This is a genomic window from Campylobacter sp. GB48 (genome assembly GCF_049221845.1).
In the GTDB taxonomy this organism is placed as follows: domain Bacteria; phylum Campylobacterota; class Campylobacteria; order Campylobacterales; family Campylobacteraceae; genus Campylobacter_D; species Campylobacter_D lari_C.
On record NZ_JBMJAR010000012.1, the window covers coordinates 21,168 to 38,571 of the forward strand.

Sequence of the window (17,404 nt, forward strand, 5' to 3'; positions counted from 1 at the left end):
GGAAACCAAAGCTAATAAGCCTTGACTATTATTATACATAGTAGTATAATAATTACTAGAATATGATTATTCAAATTAATTCACCTCATTTCTAAGGCAAGATTTGATTAATCAAAGGCTGGGAACCCTTTGGTTAATCAGCCTTAGGTTGATTATACTAACTTCTTTTAAACATAAAATTGAAAAACCAAAATGAAATTAATTCTAATGCTTTGAATTTTGAAGCAAGTGTAAGATATTTGATTGAAAAATCAAATCAAAGAGCTTGGTTAGTTGCATTTATAAGTATGGCAATATCAATTATTGCTGTAATTGCTGTAATTTTCTTAACACCATTAAAAACTACTGAACCTTATGTGATTAGAGTGGATAATACTACTGGTATGGTGGATATTATTACTAGCTTACAAGAAGAGCAAATTAGTTCTATTGAAGCTTTAGATAAATACTTTATCTCTCAATATATAAAAGCTAGAGAAGGTTATTATTATAAGTTTTTAAATCAAGATTATGTTCTTACTCAATTAATGAGTGATGAAAATGTTGCAAATGAGTATAGAGCTATCTATGCTGGTGATAATGCTTTAGATCAAATTTATAAAGATAATGTTGAAGTAAGCGTTAAGATTTTAAGTATTGTTCTTGGAAATAGCAATGGAGTAAAAACCTCTACTATAAGAGCATTAATTACTAAAAAAGATTCTGTAACAAAAAGCACACAACAATCAACCAAAGTTATAACCTTAGCGTATGATTTTTTACTAGCAAAAACAAGTGAAGAAAATAGAATTTTAAACCCTCTTGGCTTTAAGGTTACTAACTATAGAGTTGATGAGGAAATAAGATGATAAAAAATATTAGCCTAGCCCTTTCTTTTTCATTTTTGGCTTTACCTGTTTTTGCATTAAATGAACCGCAAAAATCAGAATACGATCAACGCGTAGCACATGCTGAGTATAACTCTAAAGATGTTTTTAAAATGGTAGCTAGAAATGGTTTTGTAAGTATGATTGAATTTAGCGATGAAGAAGTCATTATAAATACCGCTACAGGATTTTCTGAAGGTTGGGATTTAATAGAGAAAAAAAATCTTTTATTTATTAAACCAAAAGCTTATAAAACTAGACTTTTTGTAGAAAATGATCCTTATAATCAAGGTCAGCAAAAAGAGATGATCGTTGATCCAAATCCAAAAGACTGGAAAACAAATTTAATTGTTACTACTAATTTAAAAACTTATATTTTTGATTTATTGCTAACTAATGATAGCAAGCAAGCAACTTATAAATTGTCTTTTAGCCACGCTGATAAAATCTTAAAGCAAGAGAATAAAATAAAAAAAGAGCTAGAAAAGAAAATTGTAAGAGAAGAGCTTGATAAAAATATAGTTCCTAGAAACTGGGATTTTTTAATGAAAGCGAATAAAGGAAGTGAAGATATAGCACCAAATTATGCTTATGATGATGGTGTTTTTACTTACTTAGGTTTTGATAACACAAAAACATTTCCGAGTGTATTTTTATATGAAAACGGCAAAGAAATGATCTTAAATACTCACATTAAAAAAGATGGAAAATATGATGTTTTAGTAGTTCAAAAAATTGCAAAACAAATTCTACTAAGAAGTGGAGATAAGGTTGTTGGAATTTTTAATAATGGCTATGGAAAAAATCCTTTAGATAAAACTAGAGAAACCTCTAATGAAAATATACAAAGAGTAATAAACGATCCAAGTAAAACACTTTTACTAGAACAATCTTTATTAGGAAATGAGCAATGAGTAATCAAGAAAAACAAGAATTAAAAGATATGGATTTACAAAGTGAGTTGCAAGCACAAAGCGTTAATGTTAAAAAAATTCAAATCTATGTATTCTTTATTGCTTGTGTATTTATATTATTGATTTTTGCATATATCTTTGCAAAATCTTTTATTGGTAGTAGTGATGATACTGCAAATACACAAGCAAAAGAAGTTAATAAAGACATTGCTAGTAGTGTGAAATTAAAAGATTTTATTTTGCCTCAAAAAGAAGAACCTGTTAAAGAAGAAACAAAGAGCTTTGAAGAAGTATTGAAAGAAAGAGAACAGGAAAAACCCGTTGAAGTAACTCCAAAAGAAAATCCTTTCGAGCTTATCTCAAAACCTTTACAACCAAGAATAGTAAAAGGTGCAGGGTTAGTTGTGGTAAGTAGTAGTAGTGATGGTGGGGCTTTTAATCAAGAAAACAATACACAAGAAAGCTCAAATAATATTTTTAATTCTAAACCTATGCAAGGAGACAATGCTTTATTATCTAATGGATCAAATGATTTTATCGGCGATGTTTTTACCCCAACTAGTGCTAGTGTTAGTCAGTTTGATCCAAATTTATTATTATCTAAAGGAACTTATATAGGTTGTTCTTTAAAAACTCGTTTAGTTAGCACTATTAAAGGGGGTATTGCTTGTATTGTTTCAAATGATGTTTATTCTTCAAATGGCAATGTTCTTTTAATTGAAAAAGGAAGCACCATTACAGGAAGTTTTAGTTCAGGGCAATTAAATGATGGTATGGATAGGCTTTTTGTTATTTGGCAAGAAATAAGAACGCCTAATAATATTATTATACCAGTTTATTCAGGTGCAACTGATGAGCTTGGAGCAAGTGGAATACAAGGATGGGTAGATCATCATTATATGAAACGCTTTGGTTCAGCTATTTTATTATCAATAATTGATGATTCTTTAAATATTTTAGCTAATCAAGTTATTAATAAAAAAGAAAATAGCGTTGATTATACGGAAAATTCAAGAGAAACTTCTCGTGAAATAGCTAATACTGCTTTAGAAAAAATGATTAATATCCAACCAACTCTTTATAAAAATCATGGTGATTTAGTAGGTGTATATGTTAATAAAGATATTGATTTTTCTAAGGTTTATCAATTAAAAAGAAAGGGCTTTTAATGAGTAATTCAAGAACCCTAGAAAAATTAGCTAATGATTTTTTTGGAAAGCATTTGGCTAATTCCAGCGTAACTGAAATATGCTACAACGGCAAAGAAAATATTTTCATACAAACTAATGATGGAAAATGGCAAGAAGAAACAAGTAAATTAGATTATGAAGCTTCTAAATCGTTTGCTACTTCTTTAGCTTCTTTTAAAGAAGATAAGATAGATGAATCACGCCCTATCCTTTCTTGTATATTACATGGAGGTGAAAGGGTTCAGGTAGTAATTCCACCAGCGACTAAAAAAGAGCATATTTCAATTACAATTAGAAAACCAAGTGAGAAAAGATTTTTAATACAAGATCATGTTAAAAGTGGTCTTTTTGAAGAAATAAAAACTGATCATTTTATAACAAATCCTTTGGATGAGGAGTTGAAAAAGCTTTATGAGGCTAAAAATTTTAAAGATTTTATTTGTAAAGCAGTAGAGTATGAAAAAAATATCATTATAGCAGGAGGTACAGGAAGCGGTAAAACAACTTTTATGAAAACTTTAATTGATTTTATTCCCAAAGAACAAAGAATTATAACTATAGAAGATGTTGAAGAAATAAAATTTTATGAGCATAAAAATTTTGTACAACTTTTTTATCCTAGTGAAGCTAAAAATGAAGATTTTTTAAATTCTGCAACTCTTTTAAAATCATGTCTTAGAATGAAGCCTGATAGAATCTTATTGGCAGAGCTTAGAGGTGCTGAAACTTATGATTTTATCAATGTTCTTTCTAGTGGGCATGGTGGTAGCATTACAAGTTGCCATGCAGGAAGCACTTCTGAAACATTCGAGCGTTTGGCTTTGATGACTTTACAAAATACTCAAGGTCAAAAAATACCTTTTGAAAAAATACAAGATATGCTTAAAAATCTTATTGATGTAGTTGTCCATATTAGAGCTCATAATGGAAAAAGACATATTAGTCAAATATATTTTAAAGAGATGAAAAATGGCAAATAAAGAAAAAAGAGGAATTTATAATGTGAGTTTTAACGATAAAAACTCAACTCCAATTAATACAGAATTAGAGATTATTGAAGAGGCAATCATTGATTATGTTGTCCATTATGTTAAGGGTTGGCATAACACAAAAAGAGACAAAGGAAGAGGTGCTGAACATATCAAATTACATTTAGCAAAAGAAAGCGAAGGAGAAATAAAGATTGAAGAGCTTTTAAATCTTGGTAACTCTATAAGAGAATATTTGAAAGTCTTTAAAGAGCCATTCCTTGAAGATCAAAACAAAGATGGTAAAGTATATGAATGGGAAAATAAAGAAGGTGTTCGTTTTAGGGTTGCTACTGATAAGATCAAAGGGGAGGGTCTCATTCCGCCACTATCCCCCTCTGATGAAATTATTATAACTTTTTATTCTGATAGAAATCTTAATAAGAGAATGGAATTTAAAAATCCAAAAGTTAAAGCTTATTATGAAGAAAAATCTTTAAAACAAGAAAAAAATTCTGATTATTTTAAACAAAAATTAGAAAGCTTTTCTACAAAAATAAAAGGAGTGGAAAATGAAAGATAAGATTGTAATGCTTGTTTTTATAAGTATTTTTTCACTATTAATAGCTTATTTTTTAAGCCCTTTTGTGATGTTTTATCTTAATGATGTAAGCTTAAAAAGAATTCTTGGGTTTTACAATCTTAAATTCACTTTTGAGGCATTAATAAATGCTTACCCAAAAGCTTATATTTCTTTCTTTGGTATGTTTGGTTTTAGTGTTATTGTTTTAACGCTTTTAGCATTAATAGCTAAAAGCAAAAAAACTCAATTTGGCGAGGCAAGATTTGCAAATTTAGCAGAAATTAAAAAAATGAAATTATTTTCAGACAATGGAATAATCATCGGAAAATATAAGGGAAAATTTTTAAGATTTAAAGGTCCTCAGTTTGTGGCTTTGGGAGCTCCAACAAGAAGTGGTAAAGGGGTTGGTATTGTAATACCAAATTTAATGGATTGGAAAGAGAGTGCTGTTGTTCAGGATATAAAACAAGAATGTTTTGATTTTACAAGTAAATATAGAAAAGAAGTTTTGGGTCAAGATGTTTTTCTTTTTAATCCATTTTCAAAAAGAACTCATCGTTACAACCCTTTAACTTATATTGATATGAGTGATAGTGATAATTGTGATAGTCAGCTAATGGATTTAGCAAATATCATTTATCCAAAAGAAGGGGATTCTACAACTCAATTCTTTAATGGTCTTGCACAAAACCTATTTATAGGACTTTGTTATTTGTGGAAAGATTTAAATTTAAAAGAAGATGGGAAACTTTTTTTAGAAACATTTAACTTAAAAACAGAATTTAGTTTTTTTGGAATATTACAACTTTCAAAAGGTTTTACTTTTGAATATGAGGGTAAAAAAATAAATGGATTTGATAATACTTATAAGTACTTATCAAATTGTGATGATCTGCTTTCAGATATCACAAAAAGAAGGTTAGAAACTTATTTTAGTATTTCAAGTGATAATACAAAATCAGGAGTTATGTCTTCTTTTAACGAGCCTTTAACTCCTTTTGAAGCAGAGGTATTAAAACTTTCTACTCAAACTAGTGATTTTGATTTGAGAGATTTACGCAAAAAGAAAATGACTATTTATATAGGTATAACCCCTGATCAATTAACTAATGCAAAATTTATATTGAATATTTTTTGGTCGCAGTTAATTCTTTTGAATACAAAAGAACTTCCTGAACAAAATCCACAAATTAAATATACTTGTTTAATGCTTATGGATGAATTTACAGCACCTAGAAAAATTCCTATATATCTTTCAGCAGTAAGTTTTATGGCAGGTTATTTAATGCGTTCTTTGATGATTTATCAATCAAAATCTCAACTTAAAGCACCTGCTCCTGATGGATATGGGGATGATGGAGCAAAAACTCTTTTGACTAACCATGCTTGTCAAATTTTTTATACCCCAAGAGAACAAGAAGATGCAGAGGAGATTAGTAGAATACTTGGTAATACTACATTTAAAACAAGATCAAGAAGTGTAGGGGCAAGTGGTGGATCTACAAGTTATAGTGAAGCAAGTAGGGCATTAATGCTTCCACAAGAACTTCGAGAAATGTCTTTTGAAGATGAGCTTATTACTATAGATAATGGAAAGCCTATTTTATGCAAAAAAGCTTTTTATTATAACGATCCATATTTTATTGATAAGTTTAAACAAGTCTCTCCAACTTTGGCAAAAATTAAAGGCATACCTAAAGAACATATCTTAAAAGGAGCTTTTCAAAGAGGAGAGTGTCGCATACAAATACCAACAACAGGAGAAAATAATGAAAAAAACGCTTAGTTTGCTTTTATTAGCAAGTGTAATTTTTATAGGATGTGCAAGTTCTGCACCAAAACCTAAAAAACTTGAAGGCGGTTCAAAGCTAACCTTGAATAATTCTTTATTGGAGGAAAAATATAGATTTGTTCCTAAAGATTCAAAGTTAAGCAATATGGACTGGATTTATCAAATAGAGCTTACAAAAAATAAAGAAGGCTTGCTCACTAATGAGCAAATAGTAAAAACTTTTCTTTTGGCTCATAATGCAAAAAGAATTATCTTAATAGGCGAAAAAAATATCATTCAAGAATATGAAGAGTATTTTAAAAAAAATGGTGTTGAAGCAGAAATGATCTTACAGCCTATAAGCATTATTAAGGGAGATAAAAATACTATCAATATGCTTTTTTTTCATGCAAAAGATGGAGAGATAAATGAGTAATTCTTTATTTGATAATAATGAGATTAAACCAACCGTGATTAAAACCATTAATCAAGATGAAATTGTAGAAAAGAAAATGATACAAGAAGCCAAAAAAATTAAAAAAAAAGGAGAATAAAAAATGAAAATAAAATTGATATCAATAATTTTAGCTATGTTTATGTTCTCAAATTTAAAAGCTATAAAATTGGATTATTTAAGTGGGGATACTAGATATGCTTGTGAAGCTATGCTTTGTTTAGCTTCGCCTATTAAACCACCTGAATGTAGTGCAGCGATTGCAAGATATTTTGCAATTAAGTTTAAAAAGCCTTGGAAAACCATACAAGCGAGAAAAGATTTTTTAAATTTATGTCCTGTGGATAATAGTGATACTGAAATGCTTAAATATAAGAATGATATCTTAGCTCATTTAGATGGTGAATGTTCTTTGGAAGAACTTAATAAAAGAGTAGAAAAAAAACTTTTATGGGTAGAAAGAGTATGTGATGATGGTGCTTGTGAAGAAATAGAACATTATGGATATAGAATAAATCCACAATTATCGCAATCTTGTTACCTATTGCAATCTAGTTCTTATACTGATTATCAAGGTTTTGAGTATATATGCTCTAAAAATTTTATAGAGGATGTCAGTTGGAAAAGAGGTTATGAATTAAAAGAAATTTCTGAACAAGAATATAACTTACTTCCTGATAATTTAAGAGAGAAACATCGCGAGAGAGTAGGTTTTAAGTGGAAATGGGTTTTTTATAAAAAGATTTTTATTAATAAAAAATGTTGGATAAAAAATGACTGAAGAAAATCAAAGCTTACCTAATGAGCAAATAGATCAAGAAGATATGAATAATTCTTTATTTGATGAAGTAAAAATTTGCAACTATCAAGAAATTATTGATGAGCAGATAAAAATCTTAGAAATCATTAATAATACTATCAATATAGGCTTAAATAATATTCTTGATGAGAATACCAAAGAAGGAATTTTTAAAGATTTAGAGCAAAATTTTTATAAACTTAAAATGAATATTGATTCTCTAATTTCGTATTTTAAAAATCCCCCAAGTCAAGAAGAATTGGAAATAATCAATAAAACGCTTTTGATTAAAACAGAACTTGATAGTTTGAACTCATCTTTTTCAAAATTAGAAATAGAAGAATTTAGTCAAAAAGCAATGGAACTAAAAACTGCACTTGATAATTCTTTAGTTAATTTTGATAATACATTTCTTGAATCATTAAATAGTGCTTTAAAAGTAAGTAATGATGATTTAAAGGATTTTAGGTCAAAAACCGAAGCTAGATTAAGTGATAGCTTACAAACATATGATCAAACTTTAAAAGTGTTTTTAGAAAAAGAAAAAAATGCAATTTTGGATTTTTCTAAAATTTTTTCGAAGCTAACTAAAAATATCAAACAAACTATGATTGTTTCATTGATGTTTTTTGTTTTATTTGGGTTTTCTTTTGGAGTTTTTTCTTTCATCGTATACTTAAAATACGAAGATTATAAAAAAATAACCCAAAACGCCCAAAAGTTAAGCTCTATCATTATAAAAGAAAATAAAGACAAAAGCTTAACTTTGAGCTTCCCAAAAAACAAAACCATTCTTAATAAAGATGAGAATGGCATTCATATCACACTACAAGGAGGTGAATGAACATGTAATTATATATATTTTTTTTAAATTCCCAAACCAAAAACCAAAAAACAAAACATAAAAATTTTTATTAAGGAGAAAAAAATGGCATTCGTAAAGTTATCAAATGGAAATAATCCAAGACTTATGGTTGATGTAAATAACGCATTAAACTATAAAGACACTCAAACAGGTGAGATCAAGCAAAGACAAATTGCTACTGCTTTAGTTGATGTGATAGAAGAGGCTGGAAAAGTTGCTGGAATGGATAAAGGAGCTGTAACAGCTTCTTTTAAAGTAAATAATGAATGGAAAAATTATTTCGTAAATAGAGATAAAGAATCTCATAATATTGTTTTAGTTCCAACAGATGCAGTTGAAAGAAAAAATAGAGATAATCATATTTTTATCAATAATAACTGGAATGAAGAAACTAAAAGGTTTTATCACACAATCAACGATAAAAGAGAGGCTGGAAAAGCTTTAATTGAAGGAATTGGAATTAGTGAATTTCAAAATCAAGATGGTAGCAAAAGTTTTTATCTTGACACAAATATTAAACTTTCAAATGATGATATTAAATTTGCTCTAGAAAAAACTAAATTTGAAAAAGGTGATGGCTATTTAGCGATTGTTTCAAGTAGTGGTTTTGAAATAAAAAATGAAGCCGAAATGAAAGAGCAAAAAGCAAAACAACAAGATGGTTTTTCTAAAGAACAAACAATAGAGCAAGAAACTCAAGCTCCAAGCAAAGAAAAAGATATCGAAAGATAAATTTTACACCCTTATTACAAGGGTGTAAAACAAATAAAGATAAAAGGTAAAAGATGAGATTGTTTATAGCGGAAAAACCTGAACTTGGTAGAGCAATTGCAGAAGGTTTAGATGGTAATGTTAAGAAATTTGAAGGTTATATTCAAAAAGGCGATAATTTAATTACTTGGGCTTTTGGTCATATATTGAGATTAGCAACACCTGAATTTTATAATGAAAAATGGAAGTTGTGGAATTTAAATGATTTGCCTTTGGACATTAAAGAATTTAAATATATTCCTATAAATAATAGCAAAAAACAATTAGAAATTATCTGCAAATTGATTAAAAATGATCAAGTAGACAGTATTGTTCATTGCGGTGACGCAGATGATGAGGGTCAAATTCTTATTGATGAAATTATTCAGTATTCAAAAACAAAAAAACCTGTTTTTAGAGTTTTAATTAATGATTTAACTCCAAAAGCAGTTAAAGCTGAAATTTCTAAAATGAAGCCGAATTCTCAATTTAAAGGAATGAGTGAAAGAGGATTTGCAAGAAGTCAAGCTGATTGGATTGTAGGTATTAATCTTACAAGAGCTTATACAAGTGTAGCACAGCAAAAAAGTGGTTTTAGAGAAGTTCTTACTTTAGGAAGAGTTCAAACTCCAATTTTAGGGCTTATAACAGCAAGAGATAATGAATATGAAAATTTTAAAAGCATAGATTATTATTCATTGCTAGGAAAATTTGAAATAAATGGAAAAGTATTTAATGCAAGATTAAAAACAGAAGAAAAGATTATCGATGAAAATATTGCTAAACAAATAAAAGAAATCAATATTAATAAAACGGGGTTAATTAGTGTTTTTAAAGAAAAAAAGAAAGAATATCCTCCTTTGCCTTATAGTCTTTTAATTTTGCAAGCAGAGTGTGCTAAATTATATGGCTATTCACCTGATAAAACATTAGAAATCACTCAAAATTTAAGAGAAAAATATAAAGCCATAACTTACAATAGATCAGATTGTCAATACTTACCTGAAACAATGTTTGAACAAGCTCCAAATATTTTAAATTCTATTAAATCAAATATAAAAAATAATGATAGTGATTTAAGTTTATTGCTTGAAAAGAGTGATTTAAGCATTAAAAGCAAAGCTTTTAATGACAAAAATATTTCCGCTCACTATGGAATAATACCAACTCAAAACAATTTTGATTGTGGGCTTTTAAAAGAAGAAGAAAAGAATATCTATATTTTAATAGCAAAAAGATTTGTGATTCAGTTTTTTAAACCAAGAGAATATGAAGTTACAAATCTTGAGATACAAACTTATGATAAGAGTGTATTTGGCACTTCTCAAAGCAAAAATATTAGCGAGGGTTTTAGAAAATTTTTCAAGCAAAGTGATGAAAAAGACAATGAAGATACTAATAATCATTTAGACATTTCACTAATAGAGAATAATAGTGCTTGTAAAATTAAAGATATTGAAATAGAGAAAAAGCAAACAAAACCGCGTCCTTATTACACGATGGATTCTTTATTAAAGGATTTAAATAGTGTTGCTAAATATGTGAAAGATGAAAAAATAAAAAAATTATTAATTGAAAAAGATAAAGACAAAAAAGGTGAAAATGGAGGTATTGGAACACCTGCTACTAGATCAACTCATATTAAAAATTTAATTGAGCAAGGATATATTGAGGTAAGTAAAGATAAAAAACAAGTTGTTAAATCTACTAAAAAAGGAAGACTCTTAATATCTTTAGCACCTGAAACTCTTAAATATCCTGATATGACTGCTTTATGGTTTGAGCAACAAAAAATGATTGAACAAGGCACAATAAAAAAAGAAGATTTCTTACAAAATATATTAAAGGAGGTTAATAGTGAAATTTTGAAAATAAAAGAAAATGGGAGTATGAATCAATTCTCACAATTATCAAAAGAAAAACAATATAGTTGCCCTGAATGTAAAAATGGTTATTTAATAAGAAGAAAAAATACAAAAGGGACTTATTGGTGGGGATGTAGTGAGTATAAAAATGGTTGTAAGTTTATGTGTTTTGATGAAAAAAATAAGCCAAAATTAAAATAAGGAGATGAAAAAATGAATGAAGTAGTATTATGTGGTTTTCTTGGTAAAGATTGGGAAGTATCTCAAGGAAAAAAAGAACTTTTAGCAAAAAATAGTTTAGCAATTACGACTATTACTAAAAAAGCAAATGAGGAAATAAAACACACAGATTGGATTCCTTTGGTTGTTTTTGGAACAAATAGGGTAAATGCTTTAGCAAATTACTTAAAAAAAGGAGATAAATTCTTATGCAAAGGAAGGATTTTTACTTCAGTTTATGAAGATGAAAATCAAAATAAAAGAACTGGTTTTCAAGTTATAGTTGATAATTTTGAATTTGTCCATCAAAAAGAAAAGCAAAATATAGATCACCAAGCAACTAAAGAAGATAATTCTGTTGAAAATTTTGCTCAAACAGATAATACGGAAGAAGAAGTATTTTAATAAGAACTAAAGAGGGTAAAATGAAATCAGTACTATATAAAAAATCTTTAAAAACAAAATATCCAAAAAAAAGGATATTAAGAAAAATCTTGTTGTCTTTTTTATTAAGTTCATCTTTAATAAATCAAACACATTCAAGTATTATTTTTGACAATGTAGATAGTGAGATTGAAATATTAAGTAAAAAAATTATTTCATCAGCTAATACTGATAATGAAATTTTACCTTCAAGCACCCAAAGCATAAACACTATTCAATCACAAGAAACACAAGTTAATGAAGCTAGTGAAATTATAAAAGAAGAAAAAGATAATAAAGAACTTAGTGAGCAAGAAATCTATGCTAAATATGCAAAAATAAACAAAGAAATCAGAAATATAGACAAAGAATTAAGTAATAATTCAAACAATAATGAATTAATTGCTAAAAAAGAACAACTAATTCAAGAAAAAAACAATCTTGATAATAATTTAAAAGAAATTAATAACGAAGAAGATAATGCAAATTTTCAAGAACAAACTATAAGAAAAGCAAAAGTAAAAGCTCATCGCATAATCTCAAGAGAAAAACCAAATGTTAAAAGCAAACAAGTAGAAATTTATAGAGAAAATAGAATATTAGATATTGAAAATGTCATTACTAACGAAACTGGCACTAAGTGGGCTAAATTAGCTAATAAAGAAGAATATATTTCAGCTAAGTGGCTTGAGTTTGATGATAAAGAAGTTATCAAAGAACACACTCATACTAATTTTAAAGACAAAAAAATTATTAAAAAACCTTTTGAAAGCATTTATTTAAAGCACCCTACAAATGCAAACTATTATAATGAAAATTTAAAAACACAAGAAGCTTTAAATGATAGTAAAAAAGATGATAATTTAAGCAAAGAAGATCAAGAATTTTCAAATAAAGTAATGAAAGTTATTCAAACAGCTGGTGCTATTTATGATAGTGAAGATAGCAAGAGCAAAGAAGAAATTGTAAAAAATATGGCAAGTTCTTATTTAAATGCAAGTGCAAATGAGTTAGCTAAAGAATTTATTGATTCATTAAATACTTCTATTAATACAGATTTTTCATTTAATTACAACGAAAGAAGTGGTTTTAGTGGTAATGCTAAAGCACTTTTACCTATTGTAAGTGAAGATAATCCAAAAATATCTTATTTTTTACAAAGTGGTATAGGCGAATTTGCTAATGATAGAACCATAGGACACTTTGGTGGGGGTATAAGATATTATCCAAATGCAACAGCTTTAAATAATTCAGGTAATATTATGTTAGGACTAAACTCAGTCTATGATCATGATTTTAGCAGAGGACATAAAAGAATGTCTTTAGGTGCTGAAGCTATGGTAGATACACTCGCATTTAATGCAAATGTTTATCAAAGATTAAGCAACTGGATAGATAGCTATGATTTTGATAAAGATTATGTGCAAGAACGCCCTGCAAATGGTTGGGACGCAAAAATAAAATATGCTTTTCCATCTTTTATTAATGTTTCAGTTTTTGCAAAAATGGGACAATGGTATGGCGATAAAGTAGGTGTTTTTGGAGCAAATAGCGTAGATGATTTAGAAAAAAATCCATTAATATATGAAGGGGGAATTTCATATTCTCCATTCCCTGCACTAACTTTTACTTTAAGTCATAGCAGAAGTGCAGAGAGTTCTAAAAAGAATACTTCAATTAATGCAAACATTAATATACCACTTGATGAAAAAGCTATGAAATTAGCATTTGAACCAAAACTAGCAGGAATTAGTAATACCATTGAAGGCACTAGAACTCAATTTATTGATAGAGATTATTCTATGGTTCTTGAATATAGAGCAACTCCAAATAAGTATCATATTTCTTATTGTGGAGATTTGGGTAATGATAAACATTGTATATTATTAAAAAATGGCTTTGATGAAGTAGTAAAAAATACTCCTATGAGAGTTACACCAACTCATTCTTGTGTAGTATTTGAAAAAGGTTTTGATTATATTACAGATAATAGCGGAAAAGTTTATGTGCAAATTATTCGCTCTTGCACTCCAAAAACTGATTTAAATGCAGTAGCTGGCGAAGCAAATGGCAAATTTCCTATTTCAATTATAAAACTTGATTTTAAAATTAAAGCAGATCCTGAAAAAATAGAAAGATTTGAAGAAAGTCTTATCACTTTAGCAGGTGGAAATTTAGCTAATAATTTAAAAGTTGTTTGGAGATTAATAGGCAAAGGCGAATTAATTAAAACAAATACTTCAGATACAACTGATAACAATGGTAATGCTACTATTAAATATAAAGCTGATGATACTATGAAAGATAAAGAAGAAGTTAAAGTTATTGCTAGTGTTAATGGGGTTGAGTTTAAAGCACCTGTGCAAATTATGGTATTTGGTAATAACGATAATGATTTAAGTATTGATAAAGAAGTCATAGGAAATAAAGAAATAGCAATTGCTACTTATAAAAATTTACGCCCAAATAAAACTAATGTAAAGTGGAGATTAGAGGGCGAGGATAAAGCTTTATTTGTCTTAGAAAATGAAAATAAAAGCTCTACCACTAAAGAATTAGAAATTATCGCAGATAATAAAGGCGAAAGCAAAGTTAAAATCATAGGCTTAGAAAATAATGGTAAAGTTAAAATCTTTGCTAAAAATACTAATGATGAATTAGTGAGTGAAAAAATCAAAGAATTAGAGGTTAAAAATTATAAAGCCACTATGATTTTACCAACTCACAAGCACCCAGTTACAAATGCTCCATTTGAAAATGGAACAATTGATTATGTGAGTGAGTTTGAAGTTAAACTTACAGGACTAATGCCAAATACTAAAGTAGAATGGATAGCAAAAGATACTAATAGCGGTAAGAAAATTAGAATTAGTAATAACAAAGAAACTATTTCTAATGAAAAAGGAGAGAGCAAAGTAGTATTTGAAGGAGTTAAAGATTATAATGTAAAAAATTTAGAAATTACAGCTATTTATAATCAAAGTCTTGCAAATAAAATTGAAGTTAAAGATAATATCAAACTTTATCAATATTCTTTAGCAATGGATAGTGAAAAAGATAAGCTTGACGCTTATGAAAATGGCTTACCTACAAAAGATTTAGTTTTAGATAAAACTGAAGTTAAAGTTACGGGAGGAAAGCCAAATGAAAAAGTAGAATGGGATTTAACTGGCGATGGCACATTAAGTAATCAAGAACTAAGCTTTGATCAAAATGGAGAAGCTAAAGCCTTATTAACTTCAAAAACTCCATTTAAAACCCCTATTAAAATTGTTACTTCAGGTGTAGGTAAAAATTCAAATAAAACTATTGTGTATGATTTAAGAACTTTCACACCAGTAATAACATATCCAGTATTTAATTCTACTCTTTATGGCAAACACGAAAAAACTATAGATTATGACACAGATTATTCAATTTTAATAAAAGGACTTTTACCTGATAGTGTAATAGAACCTATTACAAATGGAGTAATTAAACCAAAAAGCGATAGTGTGCAAGTAAATAACAAAGGCGAAGCGACAATTGCTTATCACAAAATAAGTGATTTTAATACTAAAAAGATAAAACCACAATTTAAATATATTAAAAGTGGAGATACCAAAGAAACTTTTACTATGAATGATATTAATTTATATCAATACAAATTAAGTATTTCAAGTGATAAAACTGAACTTGTAGGCGATGAAACATTCAAAGTAACAGTCAAAGGCGGAAAACCAAATGCAAGTGTAGAATGGACTTTAAGTGGAGATGGAAAAATTACCTCAAAAGATAGCAAATTTAATGCTAAAGGCGAGGCTTATTTAAATGGTCAAGGAAAATCACCCTTTAATAACAGCATAAATTTAAAAGTAAGTAGTAATAGGAGTAGTGATAAGCCTATAAAAAATATTACTATAAAGCCTTATTTTCAACCAAATATACCGATAAATGCTTTTGCTAATTATACTTGCAATGGAGGTTGGTTGGCATGGCAACCAATAAGTTTAGGAGACTACAATATACCAAATCCTGAAAAAGTAAAATCAGTTACAATTAAATGGAAATATCGTGAAATTGATGATTATTTTGCTATTCAGGTTCATGATATTTATACACATAGTTATGATAATCTTGAAATAATGGAAAATGGGTTTAGAGGAATTAATAAAAAGGTAAATTGGAAAGGAGTTAATAAAATTAATATAAAAGCAGGAGCTGTTAATACTCAAACTACAAGATGTTATTTATATGGTGCTGAAGTTCAAGTGTTAATTAATTATGATAAATAAGCCCTCAACCCTGCTAATATGAAGGCTTATGTTTTAAGGATAAACTAAGCAGGGTTTTTTTAAAATAAAATTAGTTTTTTATGAGAGTTCTTATTTTAGTGTTTTATTACTAAAATAAGAACGATTAAAGCTATAATAAAAACGATAACTTCACTCATCTTAACCTCCTTTCGACTTTAATAAAGCCTCCATTTGGTTAAATCCTTAAAACAATAAAATTATAATTATTTTTGCTTTAGTTTGTGATTAAATTCTAGTGTTTTCTTTTAACCCTTTAATAACAGCATTAATACTAACGCTAAAAGCTTGGGGCAAAGTTTAAATTTAGGAACTAAAATACAAATTTCAGACTTGTTTTTTACTATAGGGGAAGGTAGTTTATATAATAGTGTTGGAATTATTGGAAATAATAACTCTATTGGAGAAGGATATTATAAAAATCATTATAGAGAAATACATATTACTAAAGCTTATAATGATGATAATACTATGGAATTATATGTTTTTGGTTTTAATAATCAAAATGACGCTTGGAATGCTAAAAATAATATGAGTTTTACTTATCAATCAGCTTATGGTGGTAATACTAAATATCCATTTATATCTTGTATTAAAGGAATGGAACATGATGATATAGTATGGAGTCCAAAAGGCGATGGAAAAAGCAAACAATTTCCTTCAAATAAATGGGGAACTATTATAGTAGATTTTGGAGGTATAAATATTTGGGGAAGTGTTTGTCCTCCAGTTACTAAAAAACACAACGGAATATATACTTTCAAGACTACCTATAAGGGTAAAACCTATACGAGTATTTTGCACTTAAAATTGAGTGAATAAACATTTAGCCTATAAAAAATTAAATTTTATATAGGCTATTTAAAAATTCATTAGATTTTCAAGGTAATTTCAAGTGTAAATAAGTAGGTTTTATATATTTATTATTTAAATCTTCAAACTTATATATTCCGTTAAAAGATAACACTAGAAAATCAAATAAAATATTCAAAAATATAATATTTTTTCTTATGGTATTCAAATTCATATTTTATAAAACCATTTCTATGACTACCTTCCACACAAGAATTAGTTGATTGTATTTCAATAATACCTTTTTCATGAAAATAAAATCTTTCTTTTGATATATTAGAATGTTCAGGCATTATATGATCTCCAACACCTTTATAATCGACTATTTTTAATTGAATACTTTCTTGATAAACGCCTCCACTAATAACAACTTTTTCAGGTAGCTTTCCAGTTCCAGCTTCAATATAAATATTTTGATTAACAAGTTTTAATATGATTTTAATTTCTTGTTTTAATTCTTTTCCTAAGCTTTTAAAAACTACATTTATGCTGTTATTAAAGGGTTAAAAGATAACACTAGAATTTAATCACAAACTAAAGCAAAAATAATTATAATTTTATTGTTTTAAGGATTTAACCAAATGGAGGCTTTA

At 27.8% G+C, this 17,404-nt stretch carries 16 protein-coding genes; 15 read left to right on the forward strand and 1 reads right to left on the reverse strand.

All coding sequences use genetic code 11. The features are described from left to right. The first annotated feature begins 179 nt into the window (after positions 1 to 179). The 15 genes from ACOTVC_RS06690 to ACOTVC_RS06760 all read left to right on the forward strand — a co-directional run bounded on the left by ACOTVC_RS06690 (position 180) and on the right by ACOTVC_RS06760 (position 16,781). Positions 180 to 848, forward strand: coding sequence for a virB8 family protein (locus ACOTVC_RS06690; RefSeq protein WP_250324999.1), 669 nt, complete (start codon positions 180 to 182; stop codon positions 846 to 848). After that, entirely contained in the window at positions 845 to 1,780 is a 936-nt protein-coding gene (virB9, locus tag ACOTVC_RS06695; protein WP_012662266.1) for a P-type conjugative transfer protein VirB9, read from the forward strand. The genes ACOTVC_RS06690 and virB9 overlap by 4 nt, the downstream gene beginning before the upstream one ends. Beyond that, positions 1,777 to 2,949, forward strand: coding sequence for a type IV secretion system protein VirB10 (gene virB10 / locus ACOTVC_RS06700; protein WP_421628067.1), 1,173 nt, complete (start codon positions 1,777 to 1,779; stop codon positions 2,947 to 2,949). The genes virB9 and virB10 overlap by 4 nt, the downstream gene beginning before the upstream one ends. Continuing rightward, a complete protein-coding gene (gene virB11 / locus ACOTVC_RS06705; protein ID WP_173777040.1) occupies positions 2,949 to 3,950 on the forward strand; it encodes a P-type DNA transfer ATPase VirB11 in 1,002 nt (333 codons plus the stop codon). The genes virB10 and virB11 overlap by 1 nt, the downstream gene beginning before the upstream one ends. Beyond that, on the forward strand, positions 3,940 to 4,521 hold the full coding sequence (locus tag ACOTVC_RS06710; protein WP_421628069.1) for a hypothetical protein: 582 nt from the start codon (positions 3,940 to 3,942) through the stop codon (positions 4,519 to 4,521). Before virB11 ends, ACOTVC_RS06710 begins: the two co-directional genes overlap by 11 nt. Then, positions 4,511 to 6,307 (forward strand): type IV secretory system conjugative DNA transfer family protein, encoded by a 1,797-nt coding sequence (locus tag ACOTVC_RS06715; RefSeq protein WP_173777042.1) that lies wholly within the window; start codon positions 4,511 to 4,513, stop codon positions 6,305 to 6,307. Before ACOTVC_RS06710 ends, ACOTVC_RS06715 begins: the two co-directional genes overlap by 11 nt. Continuing rightward, entirely contained in the window at positions 6,291 to 6,728 is a 438-nt protein-coding gene (locus ACOTVC_RS06720) for a cag pathogenicity island Cag12 family protein (RefSeq protein ID WP_012662271.1), read from the forward strand. The genes ACOTVC_RS06715 and ACOTVC_RS06720 overlap by 17 nt, the downstream gene beginning before the upstream one ends. Further along, the gene (locus ACOTVC_RS06725) at positions 6,721 to 6,846 is read left to right on the forward strand and encodes a hypothetical protein (protein WP_421628071.1); all 126 of its coding nucleotides are present in this window, start codon (positions 6,721 to 6,723) and stop codon (positions 6,844 to 6,846) included. The genes ACOTVC_RS06720 and ACOTVC_RS06725 overlap by 8 nt, the downstream gene beginning before the upstream one ends. Positions 6,847 to 6,849: 3 nt before the next feature. Beyond that, the gene (locus tag ACOTVC_RS06730; RefSeq protein ID WP_214100690.1) at positions 6,850 to 7,527 is read left to right on the forward strand and encodes a TrbM/KikA/MpfK family conjugal transfer protein; all 678 of its coding nucleotides are present in this window, start codon (positions 6,850 to 6,852) and stop codon (positions 7,525 to 7,527) included. Continuing rightward, positions 7,520 to 8,389: a hypothetical protein gene (locus ACOTVC_RS06735; protein WP_421628073.1), complete on the forward strand. Its 870-nt coding sequence runs from the start codon at positions 7,520 to 7,522 to the stop codon at positions 8,387 to 8,389. The genes ACOTVC_RS06730 and ACOTVC_RS06735 overlap by 8 nt, the downstream gene beginning before the upstream one ends. 84 nt (positions 8,390 to 8,473) lie before the next feature. Beyond that, positions 8,474 to 9,142 (forward strand): hypothetical protein, encoded by a 669-nt coding sequence (locus ACOTVC_RS06740; protein ID WP_421628075.1) that lies wholly within the window; start codon positions 8,474 to 8,476, stop codon positions 9,140 to 9,142. 53 nt (positions 9,143 to 9,195) lie between these two features. Continuing rightward, the gene (locus ACOTVC_RS06745) at positions 9,196 to 11,226 is read left to right on the forward strand and encodes a DNA topoisomerase 3 (RefSeq protein ID WP_257933356.1); all 2,031 of its coding nucleotides are present in this window, start codon (positions 9,196 to 9,198) and stop codon (positions 11,224 to 11,226) included. A gap of 12 nt (positions 11,227 to 11,238) precedes the next feature. Next, positions 11,239 to 11,649, forward strand: coding sequence for a single-stranded DNA-binding protein (locus tag ACOTVC_RS06750; protein ID WP_257911284.1), 411 nt, complete (start codon positions 11,239 to 11,241; stop codon positions 11,647 to 11,649). 20 nt (positions 11,650 to 11,669) lie between these two features. Continuing rightward, positions 11,670 to 15,941 carry an inverse autotransporter beta domain-containing protein gene (locus tag ACOTVC_RS06755; protein ID WP_421628077.1) on the forward strand — a complete coding sequence of 1,424 codons (4,272 nt, stop codon included), beginning with the start codon at positions 11,670 to 11,672 and terminating at the stop codon, positions 15,939 to 15,941. Positions 15,942 to 16,247: 306 nt separating this feature from the next. Then, entirely contained in the window at positions 16,248 to 16,781 is a 534-nt protein-coding gene (locus tag ACOTVC_RS06760; protein ID WP_421628079.1) for a hypothetical protein, read from the forward strand. 152 nt (positions 16,782 to 16,933) lie between these two features. On the opposite strand, the gene ACOTVC_RS06765 is transcribed toward ACOTVC_RS06760, so the two are convergent. Next, positions 16,934 to 17,104, reverse strand: a complete 171-nt coding sequence (locus ACOTVC_RS06765; protein WP_214099674.1) for a hypothetical protein — start codon at positions 17,102 to 17,104, stop codon at positions 16,934 to 16,936. Between the last annotated feature and the right edge of the window lie 300 nt (positions 17,105 to 17,404).

Coding starts and splice junctions, on each gene's coding strand:
- virB9 (WP_012662266.1), top strand. CDS start 845: ATGATAAAAAATATTAGCCTAGCCCTTTCTTTTTCATTTTTGGCTTTA.
- virB10 (WP_421628067.1), top strand. CDS start 1,777: ATGAGTAATCAAGAAAAACAAGAATTAAAAGATATGGATTTACAAAGT.
- virB11 (WP_173777040.1), top strand. CDS start 2,949: ATGAGTAATTCAAGAACCCTAGAAAAATTAGCTAATGATTTTTTTGGA.
- ACOTVC_RS06710 (WP_421628069.1), top strand. CDS start 3,940: ATGGCAAATAAAGAAAAAAGAGGAATTTATAATGTGAGTTTTAACGAT.
- ACOTVC_RS06715 (WP_173777042.1), top strand. CDS start 4,511: ATGAAAGATAAGATTGTAATGCTTGTTTTTATAAGTATTTTTTCACTA.
- ACOTVC_RS06720 (WP_012662271.1), top strand. CDS start 6,291: ATGAAAAAAACGCTTAGTTTGCTTTTATTAGCAAGTGTAATTTTTATA.
- ACOTVC_RS06725 (WP_421628071.1), top strand. CDS start 6,721: ATGAGTAATTCTTTATTTGATAATAATGAGATTAAACCAACCGTGATT.
- ACOTVC_RS06730 (WP_214100690.1), top strand. CDS start 6,850: ATGAAAATAAAATTGATATCAATAATTTTAGCTATGTTTATGTTCTCA.
- ACOTVC_RS06735 (WP_421628073.1), top strand. CDS start 7,520: ATGACTGAAGAAAATCAAAGCTTACCTAATGAGCAAATAGATCAAGAA.
- ACOTVC_RS06740 (WP_421628075.1), top strand. CDS start 8,474: ATGGCATTCGTAAAGTTATCAAATGGAAATAATCCAAGACTTATGGTT.
- ACOTVC_RS06745 (WP_257933356.1), top strand. CDS start 9,196: ATGAGATTGTTTATAGCGGAAAAACCTGAACTTGGTAGAGCAATTGCA.
- ACOTVC_RS06750 (WP_257911284.1), top strand. CDS start 11,239: ATGAATGAAGTAGTATTATGTGGTTTTCTTGGTAAAGATTGGGAAGTA.
- ACOTVC_RS06755 (WP_421628077.1), top strand. CDS start 11,670: ATGAAATCAGTACTATATAAAAAATCTTTAAAAACAAAATATCCAAAA.
- ACOTVC_RS06765 (WP_214099674.1), bottom strand. CDS start 17,104: ATGCCTGAACATTCTAATATATCAAAAGAAAGATTTTATTTTCATGAA.